Annotated in this window: 12 protein-coding genes; 7 read left to right on the top strand and 5 right to left on the bottom strand. The window is 72.9% G+C overall.

Annotated features, from left to right (window positions below; genetic code table 11):
• Positions 1-89 precede the first annotated feature (89 nt).
• From ACWC5C_RS10495 to ACWC5C_RS10485, 3 genes are all read right to left on the bottom strand, one after another.
• Entirely contained in the window at positions 90-1,457 is a 1,368-nt protein-coding gene (locus ACWC5C_RS10495) for a serine hydrolase domain-containing protein (protein ID WP_450875037.1), read from the bottom strand.
• Between the two features lie 82 nt (positions 1,458-1,539).
• Positions 1,540-2,739: a copper amine oxidase gene (locus ACWC5C_RS10490; protein ID WP_450875036.1), complete on the bottom strand. Its 1,200-nt coding sequence runs from the start codon at positions 2,737-2,739 to the stop codon at positions 1,540-1,542.
• A gap of 14 nt (positions 2,740-2,753) precedes the next feature.
• Complete coding sequence (locus ACWC5C_RS10485; RefSeq protein ID WP_450875035.1) at positions 2,754-3,596, bottom strand: hypothetical protein; 843 nt, start codon at positions 3,594-3,596, stop codon at positions 2,754-2,756.
• Between the two features lie 387 nt (positions 3,597-3,983).
• Here ACWC5C_RS10485 and ACWC5C_RS10480 point away from each other — a divergent pair, with 387 nt between their 5' ends.
• The 3 genes from ACWC5C_RS10480 to ACWC5C_RS10470 all read left to right on the top strand — a co-directional run bounded on the left by ACWC5C_RS10480 (position 3,984) and on the right by ACWC5C_RS10470 (position 5,474).
• On the top strand, positions 3,984-4,391 hold the full coding sequence (locus tag ACWC5C_RS10480; RefSeq protein ID WP_450875034.1) for a helix-hairpin-helix domain-containing protein: 408 nt from the start codon (positions 3,984-3,986) through the stop codon (positions 4,389-4,391).
• Positions 4,392-4,517: 126 nt separating this feature from the next.
• Positions 4,518-4,835 (top strand): hypothetical protein, encoded by a 318-nt coding sequence (locus tag ACWC5C_RS10475; RefSeq protein WP_450875033.1) that lies wholly within the window; start codon positions 4,518-4,520, stop codon positions 4,833-4,835.
• A gap of 9 nt (positions 4,836-4,844) precedes the next feature.
• Complete coding sequence (locus ACWC5C_RS10470) at positions 4,845-5,474, top strand: YigZ family protein (RefSeq protein ID WP_385437435.1); 630 nt, start codon at positions 4,845-4,847, stop codon at positions 5,472-5,474.
• Between the two features lie 58 nt (positions 5,475-5,532).
• On the opposite strand, the gene ACWC5C_RS10465 is transcribed toward ACWC5C_RS10470, so the two are convergent.
• Together ACWC5C_RS10465 and ACWC5C_RS10460 are read right to left on the bottom strand one after the other, a co-directional pair.
• Positions 5,533-7,032, bottom strand: a complete 1,500-nt coding sequence (locus ACWC5C_RS10465; protein WP_450875032.1) for an ATP-binding protein — start codon at positions 7,030-7,032, stop codon at positions 5,533-5,535.
• Positions 7,029-7,811 (bottom strand): response regulator transcription factor, encoded by a 783-nt coding sequence (locus tag ACWC5C_RS10460; RefSeq protein WP_450875031.1) that lies wholly within the window; start codon positions 7,809-7,811, stop codon positions 7,029-7,031. Before ACWC5C_RS10460 ends, ACWC5C_RS10465 begins: the two co-directional genes overlap by 4 nt.
• Positions 7,812-7,985: 174 nt before the next feature.
• On the opposite strand from ACWC5C_RS10460, the gene ACWC5C_RS10455 reads away from it, so the two are divergent.
• From ACWC5C_RS10455 to ACWC5C_RS10440, 4 genes are all read left to right on the top strand, one after another.
• On the top strand, positions 7,986-8,588 hold the full coding sequence (locus tag ACWC5C_RS10455) for a carbonic anhydrase (RefSeq protein WP_385437431.1): 603 nt from the start codon (positions 7,986-7,988) through the stop codon (positions 8,586-8,588).
• Positions 8,589-8,746: 158 nt separating this feature from the next.
• Positions 8,747-10,681, top strand: coding sequence for a SulP family inorganic anion transporter (locus ACWC5C_RS10450; protein ID WP_450875030.1), 1,935 nt, complete (start codon positions 8,747-8,749; stop codon positions 10,679-10,681).
• Between the two features lie 152 nt (positions 10,682-10,833).
• Entirely contained in the window at positions 10,834-11,997 is a 1,164-nt protein-coding gene (locus ACWC5C_RS10445) for an exonuclease SbcCD subunit D (RefSeq protein WP_450875029.1), read from the top strand.
• Positions 11,994-15,545: an AAA family ATPase gene (locus ACWC5C_RS10440; protein WP_450875028.1), complete on the top strand. Its 3,552-nt coding sequence runs from the start codon at positions 11,994-11,996 to the stop codon at positions 15,543-15,545. Before ACWC5C_RS10445 ends, ACWC5C_RS10440 begins: the two co-directional genes overlap by 4 nt.
• Positions 15,546-15,552 lie beyond the last annotated feature (7 nt).

The raw sequence follows: 15,552 nt of genomic DNA, 5'->3' as shown, positions 1-15,552 counted from the left end.
GAACACGGGTGATGAGGTGCCGCGCACGGCCGTGGCATGGGGGAGACGGCCGTGGTGGGGAGCGCGGTGGGGACCCTCGGTGGGGAATCTCAGACGAGCGCGCTCTTGCGGGCCATCCGGCCCGAGAGCTGAATGCGGTCGACCGCGCCGGTGTGCGGATCGCGGACGAACCGGCCACCGGGAATCCGGCGCCCGGAGGACGGGTCCACCAGGTCGCAGGTCAGGTCCTCGTGGCAGACCAGTGGCGCGGGGACGTCACCGTCCACGGACAGGGCGAGGGCGCCGCTGTCGCTCATCGTCACCTGGTACTCGACATCGCCGTTGAGGTAGGTCCCGGCGCACTGCGCCGTCGCGGCCATGGGGGACGCCGGAGGCGGGGTGGCGGGACGTGGCCGGGCGGGGGCCCCGGGGACCCGGATCTCGGTCAACTCCTCCAGTTCGGCGGAGAGTTCATGCCACATGTCGGCGCCGCTGTTGGAGTTGCTGGTGAAGGCGACCACGGTGCCGGTGCGCGGATCGGCCCGCAGATAGCAGGAGGTGCCCTGGGCGTTTCCGTCGTGTCCGAACCAGGTGTCCCCGTCCCGCCCGAAGAGCGCGAACCCCAGCCCCCAGCCGTCGGCGAGGACCCCGGGGTCGGCGCCGGGCACCGGCCGCCGCATCTCCTCGGCCAGCTCCGGCGGCAGTAACTCGGCCGCGCCGCCGGGGACATGGGCCAGGGCCAGCGCCACCAGGTCCAGGGCGCTGGTCATCAGCGCCCCGGCCGCGGCCTCCGCCGGGGCGAGGTTCTGCCGCACCGGCCGGGTCCGGCCCGACGCCTTGTTGGCCGAGTGGCCCCGGGCGGCCTGCCGCCGCGGCGCACCGGTCGCGCCGATGAAGGACGGCACGGTACCCAGCGGCTCCAGCAGGATGGACCGTACGGCCTCCTGCCAGCTCATCCCGGTGACCGTCTCGATCAACCGACCGGCCGCGACATAGCCCGCGTTGGAGTAGGAGAAGTCGGTCCCCGGCTCCATCACCAGCTGGCGGTCGTTGCAGTGGGCCTGCAGATAGCGCGCCGTGGTGAGCGCCGCGACATGGTCGGAGTCGGGCCCGGACGCGAGCCCGGCGGTGTGGCTGAGCACCTGCCGTACGGTGCACGGCGGCCCGGCCCGCCGCAGCTCCGGCACATGGTCGCCGAGCTGGTCGTCCAGCTCCACATCGCCATCGGCGACCAGGAGCATGACGACGGTGGCGGTGTAGCACTTGGTGAGGGAGCCGATGGGCACCGCGGCGTCGGCGGTGAACGGCTCCCCGGTTATCGAGTCCAGCACCCCGGTGTGCAGGGCGCGGGTGGATCCGCCGCTGTGGACGGCGAGTTGGGCTCCGGGCACCTGATGGGCACGCGCCAGGGCGTGGAGACGGTCCTCGAGGCGGTGGCGGGCCGTGGTGGTCCGCCGTTCGTCTCCGGACGTCCTCATGGGCCGGTGTAACACGGTGCACTCCTTGCCGAGGATGGAAGAGACGGGAGGGAAAGAGAAGGACAAAGACAGGCCCGGCCGGTCACGGCAGCCTGCTCATGGACGTGACGTCCCGGGGGACGATCCGGAAGCTCTGCCAGTGCGTGGGCATCGGGTCCTCGTCCTCGTCCCGGGGCACGTGGTGGTAGTCGACGCTGACCCAGGCGACCGGGTCGGTGATCTTCTCGCCGTTGGTGTACTTGTCCACCGAGGCGGCGCAGCCCTTCGCGGTGTTGCCGTAGGCCAGCCGCTCGCACTCCCGGTACTGCGAGAAGTACACGTCGTGGTGCGTGAACTTCTCGGTGTCGGCCGGGCCCCGGTACTGGTCGCTGTCGCCGTTGTCGATCTCCCAGGACATGGGGTGGCCGTCGTCGTTCTCGGCCTTCGGGTTCATCACCCGCCAGAAGCGGGCGGGCGCCAGATCCGCGCCCGTCTCCTTGGACAGCACGGTGCGCTTGGTGGTGCGCTGGGGCGTGCCGCTGCCCTCGAAGTCGTACTGCTCGACGACGTTCCGCGACTGGCCGTTCACATCGAAGTCCAGCCGCCAGAAGATGTTGTGCGAGTGGTTCTCGCTGAACCGGGTGGAGCCCACGCCGGTCGGCCAGCCGCTGGTGGCGTCGGAGAACGCGAACGGCGAGAGGGAGCCGGTGGCGCCCGCGCGCGGGGTGATGGCACCGTCGTCGGAGAAGTGCCACTCCATGATGTAGTCGTACCAGCCGATCTCGGACACCGAGAACACGGTCAGATCGGTCCCGTGCCGCACGGCCTTCTCCACCGAGCTCTTGTACGCGAACGGCCGAGGCTGCTCCTGGCTGCACATCACGGGGGTGTCCTGGTAGGTCCCGAGCTTGCCGGTGGGGCAGTCGTCCTTCGACAGCTTGGTGAGCGTGCCCTGTTCGAGGTCGCCGAAGCCGATGGACGAGACGTCGTAGAAGCGCGGCTGACCGCTGTCGTAGGGCACGTGCACCTCGGCGAGTGATGCCTTCTTGAGCACGCGGGTCGGGGTACCCCGGTTGGGCGTGTACGTCACATCGCTCAGCTCCACACCGGTGCTGCGGTCGATGTTCCAGCACATCTGCCAGCGGGCGCCGTTCTTGAGCGTCTGGTCGATGCGGTCGGCCTTGGGGCAGGAGGGCTCCGCCGAGGCCTTCCGGGGAGCGGCGGACGCCGGGCCCGGCACCCACAGCGTCAGCAGACCCACCACGGCCATGAGCACACGGGCACGCCGAAACGAACTGAACACGAACGAAGCTCCCCTCACAGGCCGATGACGGCGGTGCGCCCGGCCGAGAGATCGATGACGATCCTGCTGGTGTCGATCCACTTGCCGCCCGGTACGCGCACGAAGAGCTGTACGCACCGGTGGGCGCCGCACCGCGACACCTGCTCGGCGCCCTTGACGCCCTCGGCGCGGGACCCGAGGAACGCCATGCCCTGGATCTTCAGCTGCGAGGGCGAGGTCAGCCGCTTCTTCGTCTCCGCCGTGAAGGCGGCGCGCATCCCGTCACCGAGACGGCGGTCGGCGAGGATGATCTTCACTGCCTGCCGGACCTCGGCCAGGGTGGGCGCGGGCTGGACCTTCTGCTGCCGGTCCGAGCGGAGGACCTTGCCGGAGCGCAGGTCGACGACCCGGGTGATCAGGCTGTCGGAGGCGTAGTCGTAGAGCTGGACCTCGGCCTCGCTGTCCGGGCCGGAGGCGGCCGTCTTGGCGCGCGGCGGACGGCGGGTGTCCAGCACCTCGGCGCCGGAACCGCCCGCGGCGTTCTTCTCGCCGTCCTGGGTGGCCTTGTCGGTCTTCTTCCCGCCCTGGGGTGTGGGTTGCCGCTCGGTGGCGGCCGCGACGGCGATCCGGGACGCCTCCCGGGTCTCGTCCGACGTCAGCGGCCCGGTGTGCGAGGCGACGTTGGCGGCCGGTTCCGACTGGCCGGGAGCGGGTGTTCCGGTGGCCTTCAGCGCCACCAGCCCTCCGCCGGTCAGCACCGCGGCCAGGCCCACGGCCGCGGATATGCGCCATCCCCGTTTCCGGTGGCCGCTCTCGTCGGCCGAACCGTCCCCAGTGGCGTTGATCGTCATCACCCAGCCGTTCCCGTTGTCGGTCAAGTGAGCCCCGGGCAGGGCTCAGTGACAGCACCGGCAGGCATCAAGGGGTGTGACCGCTGGGGCGCGCGTTCGCCGTCTCAGCCGTCTCATGCGGCTCATCCGCATGAATCGAGACGCTTCTTCACGCTTCTACGCCCAGCGCGCGCATCCCCCCGGACTCTGCGCTGTCCACTGTCGGCTCACGTTTTCACCCCTCCGGGCGCGGTAACAGTCGCATTTGTAATGAAGGCACCGTGAGAAACGCATGTGCCGGTGGGCAGCTTTTCGCCGAGTACCACGGTTTCAGGGGTGGGACGCGTGACATCCGGGGAATGCTGGGGGAGGCCCGGCGGCCGCAAAGTGTCCGGGAGCAAAGCCGGTTGGCGGAGGGTCTGCCATCATGCTCACATGAGCCATTTGATCACCATTCGCTGTGACATTTGTGGCGCCACTTGTACATCCGACGCGGCCGACAGCGTGAGCGCGGCACGAGCCGCCATGGTCCCGCTGAGCTGGGCCAGGACGCTCCGGGATGGCCAGGTGATCGATGTGTGCTCCGCGTGTCGCGTACGGGAAAAGGTGCCGGAAACGCTGGACCGGGAGGCCGGTTGCTCATGCGAGGGCGGCGAACTCTTCGACGTTCTGGGACACGACAGATTCGGGCATCGGCTGGCCAACACCTTGCTGCGGGCCGGTGTCGACAGTATCGAACGGTTGTCCAGTCTCTCCGCCCGGCAGTTGCGCGATCTGGACGGAATCGGAGCCGCGAGCGCGCGGCGCGCACTCAGCTGTCTCCGCGCCGAACCGGGCGGTTAGCGACGCCCTCGAACATTTCATCGGAACTGGAGTTCGGGGAGTGAGAAATCGGCCAAATGATCGATCCGTGCCCCTGTCCATGACCCGTACACCCATGACCCGTACACCGACTGTCGAGAGGTGAACGTGAACCCGATTTCCGCCGCCGCGTCCTCCAGCACCCCCATGTACACCAGCGGGCGGCACCGCGCGCTCTGGGTCGTGGCCGTGGTGTTCTCCGCCGGGCTGCTGGCGCCGCCGCTGTTCCTCGGCGCCGCCCGGAAGGGGATCGTGCGGCACACCGTCCCGGCCGTCTACGCGGCGCTCATCTACCCGATCGCCCTGGGCAGGCAGTGGCTGCCCAACCCGGGCGACTGGATCTCCTGGACACTCGCCGCGGTGGTGCTCACCGCGGCGGCCCACGCCGCCCTCCTGGCCACCTCCCGCGAAGGAGCCGCGGCGTAGGGTGGCCGGATGCAGGAGCAGTACCGGACGGTCGCGCGCGAGGGCGTGCACGAGGTCGAGATCAACAAGTCCCGCTTCCTCTGCACGCTCGCGCCCGCCGCGACCGAGCAGGAGGCCCAGGAGGTCATCCAGCGGATCCGCAAGGAACACCCCACCGCCAACCACAACTGCTTCGCCTACGTCATCGGCGCCGACGGCGACGTACAGAAGGCGGGCGACGACGGGGAGCCGGGCGGCACCGCGGGCGTACCGATGCTGCAGATGCTGCTGCGCCGGGAGACGCGGTACGTGGTGGCCGTGGTCACCCGCTACTTCGGCGGGGTGAAGCTCGGCGCGGGCGGGCTGATCCGCGCGTACGGCGGCGCGGTCGGCGAGGCGCTGGACGCGCTGGGCACCGTCACCCGGCGGCGGTTCCGGCTGGCCACGGTCACCGTCGACCACCAGCGTGCCGGGAAGCTGGAGAACGATCTGCGCACGACGGGCCGGGTGGTACGGGACGTCCGGTACGCGGAGGCGGTGACCATCGAGGTGGGGCTGCCCGAGGCGGACGTGGCGGCCTTCCGCGGCTGGCTGGCGGACGCCACGGCGGGGGCGGCCGGTCTGGAACTGGGCGGCGAGGCCTACGAAGAGGCCCCCTGAGGCCTGCGGGCAGGCCTCCAGGCATACGAAGACCCCCCCGGCGGAGGCTGATCCGGGGCTAGACCGGGGCCTGCGCGGCGGCGGTGGGCTCCGGGACGGATTTACGGCGCAGATGCATTCTGGCCGGGCGTCCCGGGCCACCGGACTTGACCGGGGACCGCAGCCGCACCGCGGCGTCCAGCCCGCCACCGGGGGCCGCGTTCAGCGTGGCCTCGCCGCCGCTGGCGTGGGCCAGCCGCTGGACCAGCGAGAGACCGAGGCCGGTGCCGCCCTTGGGGGAGTCGGGCGCCCGCCAGAAGCGGTCGAAGGCCCGGCGGCGCTGTTCGGCGGTCATGCCCGGGCCCTGGTCGATGACGTGCACCTCGACCCAGGTGGGGCGGCCGTCCCGGTGCAGATGGCGGCGGTCCGGCGCGGGGATGCGCAGGTCGAGGGTGACGGTGCTGCCCAGTGGCGACGAACGCAGCGCGTTGGAGATCAGGTTGTCCAGGATCTGTTCGACGGCCCCGGGCACCGCGAGGGCGTGCCCGACCCGGGTGCCGCGCAGGACGAGATGGGCGTGGTGCTTCTGGAACATCGGGGTCCAGGTGCGCAGCCGCTCCGCGCACAGCTCGTCCAGGTCGACCAGCTCAGGGGTCACGGCGCCCTCTTCCATCCGGGCCATCGCCAGCAGCCCCCCGACCATCCGGGCCAGCCGGTCCGTCTCGGTCGTCGCGGCGGTGAGCTGGGGGCGGGCGTGCTCGGCGAGATCGGGTTCCATGTTGTCCAGGCGCAGCCGCAGCGCCGCGAGCGGCGTCTTGAGCTGGTGGGACGCCTCGGCCGCGAACGCGCGCTGGGCCTCCAGCAGATGGGCCAGCCGGGCGGCGGTCTGGTTGAAGGTGGCCGCCAGGCTGCGTACCTCCGGCGGTCCCGAGGTCACCGGGGCGGGCGTGGGGGCCTTGCCGTCGGCCAGCCGGTGCGCGAAGCGCTCCAGCTCCACGATGGGACGGCTGGTCCAGCGGGCGAAGACCAGCGCCACCACGGCGGCCCCGGTCAGGATCGCGAGCCCGGCCAGGGCCAGCAGCAGCCACGCGCGGTGCACCTTGGAGTGCACCGCGTCGGTGGGAACGGTGAGCCGGACCGCGCCCTGGAGCTGGTTCCCGTGGACCACGGGAAGGGCGACGGAGAGATAGCTGACGCCGCCGATGGTGGAGGTCCGTACGTCGACCGCGTCACGGCCGCCCAGCGCCGCCGCGATCTCGGGCCGGGACGTCACGTCCCGCGCCTGGTCGGCGGGGAGCGGATGGGAGGCGGCGAGCACTCTGCCGTCGGCGGCCACGATGAGCACCTCACCGCCGATGCGCTCGGCGCAGTGGATGACCCGCGTCGGCAGTTCCCGCTCCTCCCGGCCCGCCATGATGGACAGGGACGCGTACGCGGACACCGACTCGGCCTCGTCCTCGGCCGCGGAGATCACCCGCTCCTTCTCGGACCGGCTGTAGATGTAGCCGAGCGGGATCTCGAAACACAGCAGTACCAGGACGGCGAGGCTCAGATAGCCGAGCAGCAGACGACGGGTCACGGCCGGGCGGCCTCCGGAACTCCGGTGTGCACGGCGAGCCGGAAGCCGACACCGCGCAGGGTCTGGATCCACGCCGGATCGCCGAGCTTGCGGCGCAGGGTGGCGACGTGCACGTCCAGGGTCTTGGTCGGCCCGTGGAAATGCGGGTCCCACACCCGGTCGAGGATCTGCTGACGCGAGTACACGGCGCCGGGGTCCTCGGTGAGCAGGGCCAGCAGCTCGAACTCCTTCGGCGTGAGGGCCACCGGGGTGCCGCCCACCCACACCTGCCGGGTCCTGCGGTCCACGATCAGCGGCTCCTGGCCCTCCAGGGTCTGGTGGGTGGCCGAGGCCGGGGCCGGGGGCCGGGCGGGGGCCGGTTCCGGTTCGAAGACCGGCGGGGGAGGCGCGACAGTATGCACCGCCGAGGGCGCGGTCTCGGCGCGCTGGGTGCGGCGGGTCACGGCGCGGATGCGGGCGATCAGCTCCCGCATGCTGAATGGTTTCGCCAAGTAGTCGTCCGCTCCCAGTTCCAGCCCGAGTACCCGGTCGGCCTCCTCGCCGCGCGCGGTGAGCATGATGATGGGTACGTCGGAGACCTGGCGGATGCCGCGGCAGACGTCGATGCCGTCCATGTCCGGCAGTCCCAGGTCGAGCAGAACGATGTCCCCGTACGGCCCTTCCAGCCCGGCGGCACCCGTACCGACATGACTGGCGGTGAGCCCGTATCGCCGTAACCCCTCGACGAGGGGCTCGGCGATCGTCTCGTCGTCCTCGATCAGCAGTGCTCGTACGGTCATGGGTCCTGTCTACCGCAGCGCCGGATGCGCGTCCCGGTTTTTGTAATGTTGCGAGTGCGGACCCGAATATTGGGGAAGAACTTGCAATGCTCTAGTGTCCGTTTAGCCCTCGTCTGACACACGCCTCCCTACGGTGAATGGCATCTGGTGACAATCACCCGTCAGGGAGGCACGATGCAGACTCTGCTCGAACACGCCCGCTCGTTCCGGCACCGGGAAGATTTCGACAGCGGCGCATACCGGAAACTGGCCGACGGGCAATCTCCGCAAGCCCTTTTCATCACCTGCGCGGATTCCCGGGTCATTCCGGCGCTCATTACGGGGGCCCGGCCCGGGGAGATATTCGAGCTGCGCAACGCGGGGAACATCGTTCCCCCGCACGGCAAGCAGGTGGTGTCCGGCGAGGTGGCCACCATCGAATACGCGCTGGAGGTGCTGGGCGTCCGGGACGTGATCGTCTGCGGCCATTCGCACTGCGGCGCGATGGGGGCGCTGGCCTCCGGGGCCGATCTGTCCCTGATGCCCGGCGTGGGCGCCTGGCTCGACGTCGCCCGGCCGGGGCTGACCCCGAAGCTCGGTTCCACCGAAGGGGCTCCGTGCGTAACGGAATTGGCCCAGCTGAATGTCCGTAATCAGCTCGACACACTCAAGGAATACCCGGCCGCCCGGCGACGCCTGGAGAATGGCCAACTGCGGCTGCACGGCTGGTTCTACCAGGTCGACAGTGCCGAGTTGTGGGAACTCGAAGCGGACGGCGATTTCCGGGTGCACTCATGACGACCGGACGCCATGCCCGGGGCCGGGCGTCCACGGAAGCGACCGGGCCGCCGCTATACGTCGACGACTGGCCCGCCCATGCCCCCGCCCATACCCCCGCATATGCCCCGGATGACGGAAACGGTCCGGCAACGCAAACCTTCGAGCCGTTAAAAGGGATGGTTAAGACTCCCGGTGGCGGGGCCGGTGCTGGCCCCGCCACCGGGGCCGAACCCAGTGGCCGTACCGGCGCCGGTAGGGAAGACGGCGCCGGGCGCGATCCCAAGGGGCGCGACTCCCAGGGGCACGGCCCCAAGGGGCGTGACTCCCCGGGGCGCGGCCCCAAGGGCGGCCCCTTCGCCGGGGCCAACCTCGGCACCGAGATCAGCGCCTCGCTCGTCGTCTTCCTGGTGGCCCTGCCCCTGTGCATCGGCGTCGCCGTCGCCTCGGGCGCCCCCGCCGAACTCGGCATCATCACCGGTGTGATCGGCGGCCTCGTCGTCGGCATGACCCCGGGCTCCACCCTCCAGGTGAGCGGGCCCGCCGCCGGGCTCGCCGCGCTCGTCGCCGAGACGGTGGAGGCACAGGGCATCTCCATGCTCGGCGTGATCGTGCTGGGCTCCGGAATCCTGCAGATCGTGCTGGGGCTGGTCCGCCTCGGCCGGATGTTCCAGGCCACCTCCGTCGCCGTCGTACAGGGCATGCTCGCCGGGATCGGCCTGCCGCTGATGTTCAGCCAGGCGTATCCGCTGGCCGACAACGCGGCCCCCGGCACGGCCATCGAGAACATGCTTGGCGTCCCCGGCCTCATCGCCGACACCCTGGCGAACCCGCAGGCGGCCATCGCGGCCGGGCTCGGCATCGCCACGGTCGTCCTCAGCTTCGTCTGGAAGAAGGTGCCGGGGCCGCTCAGCAAGCTCCCCGCCGCGCTGGTCGCCGTCGCCATCGGCATCGGTATCGCCGCGCTGCCCGGCGTCGAGGTGAAGACCCTCCAGGTCGGCAATCTGCTGGCCGCGATCCAGGTCCCGGGCGCCGAACAGTTCGCCGGGCTCGCCGATCCCGCGATCCTCACCGCCATCGTCACCTTCACCGTCATCGCCTCGGCGGAGAGCCTGTTCACGGCCGCCGCCGTCGACCGGATGCACGACGGCAAGCGCACCCAGTACAACAAGGAACTGATCGCCCAGGGCGCGGGCAACACTCTCTGCGGCTTCCTCGGCTCGCTCCCCATGACCGCCGTCGTCGCCCGCAGCTCGGCCAACGTCCAGTCCGGCGCCAAGACCCGGCTCTCCCGTACGCTGCACGGCCTGTGGCTGCTGGCCTTCGCGCTGCTGCTGCCCAGCGTCCTCGCCCTGATCCCGATCTCGGTGCTGGCCGGTGTCCTCGTGCACAGCGGCTGGAAGCTGCTCGCCCCCGAGCAGTTCCCGAAGATGTGGCACCAGGACCGCGGCGAGTTCTTCGTGATGTCCGCCACCACGCTCGCCATCGTCGCCACCGCACTGCTCGAAGGGGTGCTGATCGGGCTCGCGGCCGGGATCGTGCTGGCCGCGCTGCGGATGTCGCAGACCTCCGTCGAGCACTCCGTCGAGGGCGACACCGCCAAGGTCGTCATGAAGGGGAACGCCACCTTCCTGCGGCTGCCGAAGCTCATCGACGCGCTCGAAGCCGTCGGCGCCGCCGAGACGGAGCGGATCCGGCTCGACCTGATGGGCGTCACCCATCTCGACCACGCCTGCCGCAACCAGGTCGAGGAGTTCGTCGCGCAGAAGCGGGCCACCCCCGGTGTGCGGGTGGAACTGCTGATGCCGAACGAGCTGAAGGCGGCCAAGGAGCCGGATCCCGCGCCCGGCCCGATGGCCGAGTCGACGGCCGGGTCGATGGCCGACGCGGCCGCCGGTCCCGGCCCCACCGCCGAGTGGTACTACCTCGACCCGCGCCCGGTGGACGGCCACCACGACGGCTACGACACGGCCTACAGCACGGGCTACGACTCGGCCTACAGCACGGGCTACGGCACCAGCGTCGGCACGGGCTATGGCGCCACCCATGGCACCGCCTACCCCGAGGGCGTCGACCTCTTCGACGACCACCGGTGGGGCGAGACACGCAGGTAACACACGGACACACGGGTACAAAAGCGAGGTCCGTGCGGACCCGGGCACCGATCGCGGTTAACGTGGTCGGTGCCCGTAGCGCTGATCCGGTACGGGCGCGTTGCTGATCACCGGGGTGGAGGAAGGACAAGCGTGCGGGTCGGAGTCGATCGTTGAGAATTCTGCACACCTCCGACTGGCACCTCGGGCGGTCCTTCCACCGCGTCAGCCTGCTCGCGGCGCAGCGGGAGTTCCTCGACCACCTCGTGGCGACCGTGCGGGAGCGGGAGGTGGACGCCGTCCTCGTCGCGGGCGACGTCTACGACCGGGCCGTACCGCCGCTGGCCGCCGTCGAACTCTTCGACGACGCGCTGCACCGGCTCGCCGACCTCGGCGTGCCGACCGTCATGATCTCCGGCAACCATGACTCCCCGCGCCGGCTGGGCGTCGGCGCCGGGCTCATCGAGCGGGCCGGGATCCATCTGCGCACCGACCCCGCCGGATGCGGCACCCCCGTCGTCCTCGCCGACCGCCACGGCGACGTGGCGTTCTACGGTCTGCCGTACCTGGAACCCCGCCTCGTACGCGAGGAGTTGGACGCCCCCGACGCCGGGCACCCGGCCGTCCTCGGCGCCGCCATGGACCGGGTGCGCGCCGACCTCGCCGCCCGGCCGCCCGGCACCCGGTCCGTCGTCCTCGCGCACGCCTTCGTCACCGGCGGCGCGGTCAGCGACAGCGAACGGGACATCACGGTCGGCGGCGTCGCCTGCGTCCCCGCCGAGGTCTTCGACGGCGTCGACTATGTGGCGCTCGGTCATCTGCACGGCTGTCAGACCCTCACCGAGCGCGTCCGCTACTCGGGCTCGCCGCTCGCGTACTCCTTCTCCGAGGCCACGCACCGCAAGTCGATGTGGCTGGTGGAGCTGAACGCTGATGGTGCGCTCGGCGCCACTGAGCGCGTCGACTGCCCCGTACCGCGCCCGCTGGCCCGCCTCCGGGGGCGGCTGGACGACCTGCTCGCCGACCCGGACCTCGCCCGGCACGAGTCGGCGTGGGTCGAGGCGACGCTGACCGATCCGGCGCGGCCGTACGAGCCGATGGCCCGGCTCGCGGAGCGCTTCCCGCACGTCCTCACCCTGGTCTTCGACCCGGAGCGGCCCCCCGAGGACCCGCTCGCCTCCTACGCGCAGCGGCTGCGCGGCCGTACGGACCGGGAGATCGCCGAGGACTTCGTGGCCCACGTACGGGGCGGGCGGGGACCCGACGCGGGGGAGTCCGTGCTGCTCGGCGACGCCCTCGAAACCGTCCGCGTGGAGGGGGAGGACGACCCGCGATGAGGCTCCACCAGCTGACCGTCACCGCCTTCGGCCCCTTCGGCGCCACGCAGCGGGTCGACTTCGACGACCTGTCCGCCGCCGGGCTCTTCCTGCTGCACGGGCCCACCGGCGCGGGCAAGACGTCCGTCCTCGACGCCGTCTGCTACGGCCTCTACGGGCAGGTGCCCGGCGCCCGGCAGGGCACCGGCCTCTCCCTGCGCAGCGACCACGCCGACCCGCTGACCCCGACCGAGGTCGTCCTCGAACTCACCGTCGGCGGACGGCGCCTGGAGATCACCCGGCGGCCCGAGCAGCCCCGGCCCAAGAAGCGGGGCACCGGTGTGACCCGCGAGAAGGCGCAGAGCCTGCTGCGCGCCTACGACCCCGAATCCCGCACCTGGAAGGCGCTCAGCCGCTCGCACCAGGAGATCGGCGCGGAGATCGAACAGCTGCTGGGCATGAGCCGGGATCAGTTCTGCCAGGTGGTGCTGTTGCCGCAGGGCGACTTCGCCCGCTTCCTCCGCGCGGACGAACCCGCCCGGGCCAAGCTGCTGGGCCGACTCTTCGACACCAGCCGCTTCGCCGCCGTCGAGGAACGCCTCGCCGAGCTGCGGCGCGCCGCCGAGAAGCGCGTTCTCGGCGGCGACGAACGGCTCCTCGCCCTCGCCCACCGCATGGCCCAGGCCGCGGGCCGCTCCGCCGAACTGGACGCCCACCCGCTCCCGGACGCCACCGCCGGGGAACCGGGCCTGGCCGGAGCCGTCCTGGAGTGGGCCGCCCTCGCCCGCGCGGGCGCGCGCGAACGGCGCGACATCACGGCGTCCGCGCTGCGCGGCGCCGAAGCCGTGCACGAGGCCGCCCGGCGGGCGGCCGACGCGGAGAGCGCACGCGCCGAACTGCAGCATCGCCACGCCGAGGCGCGCCGCCGCGCGGACGACCTGGAGCAGCGCCGCGCCGAACGCGACCGCCTCCACGCCCTCTTGGACCGCGCCCGCGCCGCCGACGCCGTGACCCCGGCCCTGGACCTGCGCACCACCGCCGCCGAAGCCCACCACCGCGCGACCGCCGCCGAACGCCAGGCCCGCACCCACCTGTCCACCGACCCCACCCTCCCGACCCACATCCCACCCCAGCGCCCCGCCCCGGACGGCCGTACGGTGACTGGCCACGAGGCCCCCGGCCGGGACGGCGAGGCCGCCGGACAGTCGCCGCCCGAGCACGCCACGGCTCAGGCGAGGCCGCAGCCCAGCGCGGATGACGCGCCGCCTGCCGAGCCGGGCGGCGCGGTGCCGCACGCGCGTGGCATCGCGGGGTCCGGCAACGCCGCGTGGGGCGGGCGAGGTGCCACGTCGCCGCAGGCCTCTGGCAACGGCCCGGCCGCCGGGCAGGCGGTGCCGCAAGCCGCCGAGGCAGGCGATGCGGTGCCGCACGGGCGTGCGTCCGGCGAGCCGCGTGCCCACGGGGGAGAGGGCCGGGCGCCCGGCGGGGAAGGTACGGCAGGGGCCGTCGCGGCGGAGCTGCCGCCGCAGGCTTCCGGCGATGGGGCGTCAGCCCGGCCCGTTGGGCAGGCGGGACCGGAGGCTGTCGAGGCGGGCTGCGGGGTGCCGCACGCCGGAGGCGGCCACGGCCAGTCGCTCGCCGGGGCCGGGGTTGAGTGGCTGGCTCGGGTGGAGCAGTGGGTGCGGGGGGAGTTGGGGGCGTTGGCGGCGGCTCGGCGGGGGGAGGCGCGAGTCCGCGCCGTGGTCGCCGAGATCGCCGAGCTGGACCGGGAGGCGCGGGCCGATGACGAGGCCGTCGAGGAGGCCGCCGAATGGCTCGCCGGGTGGGAGCCCGCGCGGCTCGCGCATCAGGCGCGTATCGAGGCCGCGCACGAGGCCGCCACCCGGGCCGAACAGCTCGGCGCGCGCATCGAGCCCGCCGAGCGGCGGCTCGACGCCGCCCGCGAGCGCGACCGGCTCGCCGACCAGGCGGAGCGGGCCCGGGAGGAGGCGTTGCGGTGCCGGGAGCGGTCGGGCGCCGCCCGGGAGGGCTGGCTGGACCTCAAGGACCGGCGGCTGCGCGGGATCGCCGCCGAGCTGGCGGCCGGGCTGCGCCCCGGCGAGCCGTGCGCGGTGTGCGGGGGCTGTGAGCACCCGAGCCCGGCGCGCCCCGGGGCCGGGCATGTGGACCGTACGGCGGAGGAGGCCGCGCTGGAGGCGTACCAGCGGGCCGAGGCGGGCCGCGAGGAGGCCGAAGGCCGGTCGCAGCGGCTCGAAAAGGCTATGGCGGGCGCCGAGGCCGGGGCGGACGGCGGCGCGGTGCACGAACTGGACCGCGCCCTGGCCGAGTTGCGCACCGCGTACGCCGGGGCCCGCACCGCGGCCGCCGACGGGCGCGACGCCCGTGCGGCCCTCGACCGGGCCGAGGGCGAGCACGCCCGGCGGCTGGCCCAGCGGCAGGAGGCCGAGCGGCGCTCGGCGGCCCGTACGTCGCACCGCGAGGCGCTGGCCCGGGAGCGGGCCGCGCTGCTGGCCGAGCTGGAGGAGGCCCGCGGCGGGGACGCCACGGTGGCAGAGCGCGCGGCGCGGCTGGAGCGGCAGGCCGCGCTGCTGGCGCGGACGGCCGAGGCGGTACGCGACGCCGAGGCCGCCGCGCGGCGGCTCAAGGAGGCCGACGCGCACCTCGCCGACGCCGCGTACCGCGCGGGCTTCGACACGCCCGAGGCGGCGGCCGCCGCAGTCCTCCCCGCCGACCGGCGGCGCGAGGCGCAGCGCCGCCTGGACGCGTGGCAGACCGAGGCGGCGGCCGTCGACGCCGAGCTGGCCGACCCGCGGCTCACCGCCGCCGCGCAGGCGCCGCCCGCCGACCTCGCTGCGGCCCGGGCCGCCGCCGACGCGGCCACCCGCGCCCTGCGCGACGCCTCGGCGGCCGACGCGGCGGCCCGTACCCGCTGCCAGGACCTGGACGGACTCTCCGCGCGGGCCGTCGCGGACGCGCGCACGCTCGCCCCGCTGCGCGAGGAGTACGACCGCGTCGCCCGCCTCGCCACCCTCGCCGCCGGTACCTCGGCCGACAACGAGCGGCGGATGCGGCTGGAGGCGTACGTACTGGCCGCGCGGCTGGAACAGGTCGCGGCCGCGGCCAGCGCGCGGCTGCGGCACATGTCCTCCGGGCGCTACACCCTGGTGCACTCCGACGCCCGGGCGGGCGGCCGCGGCCGCTCCGGGCTCGGGCTGCACGTCATCGACGCCTGGACCGGCCGCGAGCGCGACACCGCCACCCTCTCCGGCGGCGAGACGTTCTTCGCCTCCCTCGCCCTCGCGCTCGGCCTCGCCGACGTCGTCACCGACGAGGCGGGCGGCGTCCGGCTCGACACGCTCTTCATCGACGAGGGCTTCGGCAGCCTGGACGAACAGACCCTGGACGAGGTCCTGGACGTCCTGGACTCGCTGCGCGAACGGGACCGTACGGTCGGCATCGTCAGCCACGTCGCGGATCTGCGCCAGCGGATCCCGGCGCGGCTGGAGGTGGTGAAGGGGCGCGAGGGCTCGGCGGTGCGCCACCGCACCGCCACCGCCGCCCTGGGGTGACCCCGTC

It is taken from the genome of Streptomyces sp. NPDC001700 (assembly GCF_053596435.1).
The sequence above is the reverse complement of the archived record's forward strand: the minus strand, read 5'-3'. Positions and strand labels throughout refer to the sequence as shown.

What these genes read in the sequence shown, in the direction of transcription:
- ACWC5C_RS10460 (WP_450875031.1), bottom strand. Translation starts at nt 7,811, where the DNA reads ATGACCGTACGAGCACTGCTGATCGAGGACGACGAGACGATCGCCGAG.
- ACWC5C_RS10455 (WP_385437431.1), top strand. Translation starts at nt 7,986, where the DNA reads ATGCAGACTCTGCTCGAACACGCCCGCTCGTTCCGGCACCGGGAAGAT.
- ACWC5C_RS10450 (WP_450875030.1), top strand. Translation starts at nt 8,747, where the DNA reads ATGGTTAAGACTCCCGGTGGCGGGGCCGGTGCTGGCCCCGCCACCGGG.
- ACWC5C_RS10480 (WP_450875034.1), top strand. Translation starts at nt 3,984, where the DNA reads ATGAGCCATTTGATCACCATTCGCTGTGACATTTGTGGCGCCACTTGT.
- ACWC5C_RS10440 (WP_450875028.1), top strand. Translation starts at nt 11,994, where the DNA reads ATGAGGCTCCACCAGCTGACCGTCACCGCCTTCGGCCCCTTCGGCGCC.
- ACWC5C_RS10495 (WP_450875037.1), bottom strand. Translation starts at nt 1,457, where the DNA reads ATGAGGACGTCCGGAGACGAACGGCGGACCACCACGGCCCGCCACCGC.
- ACWC5C_RS10470 (WP_385437435.1), top strand. Translation starts at nt 4,845, where the DNA reads ATGCAGGAGCAGTACCGGACGGTCGCGCGCGAGGGCGTGCACGAGGTC.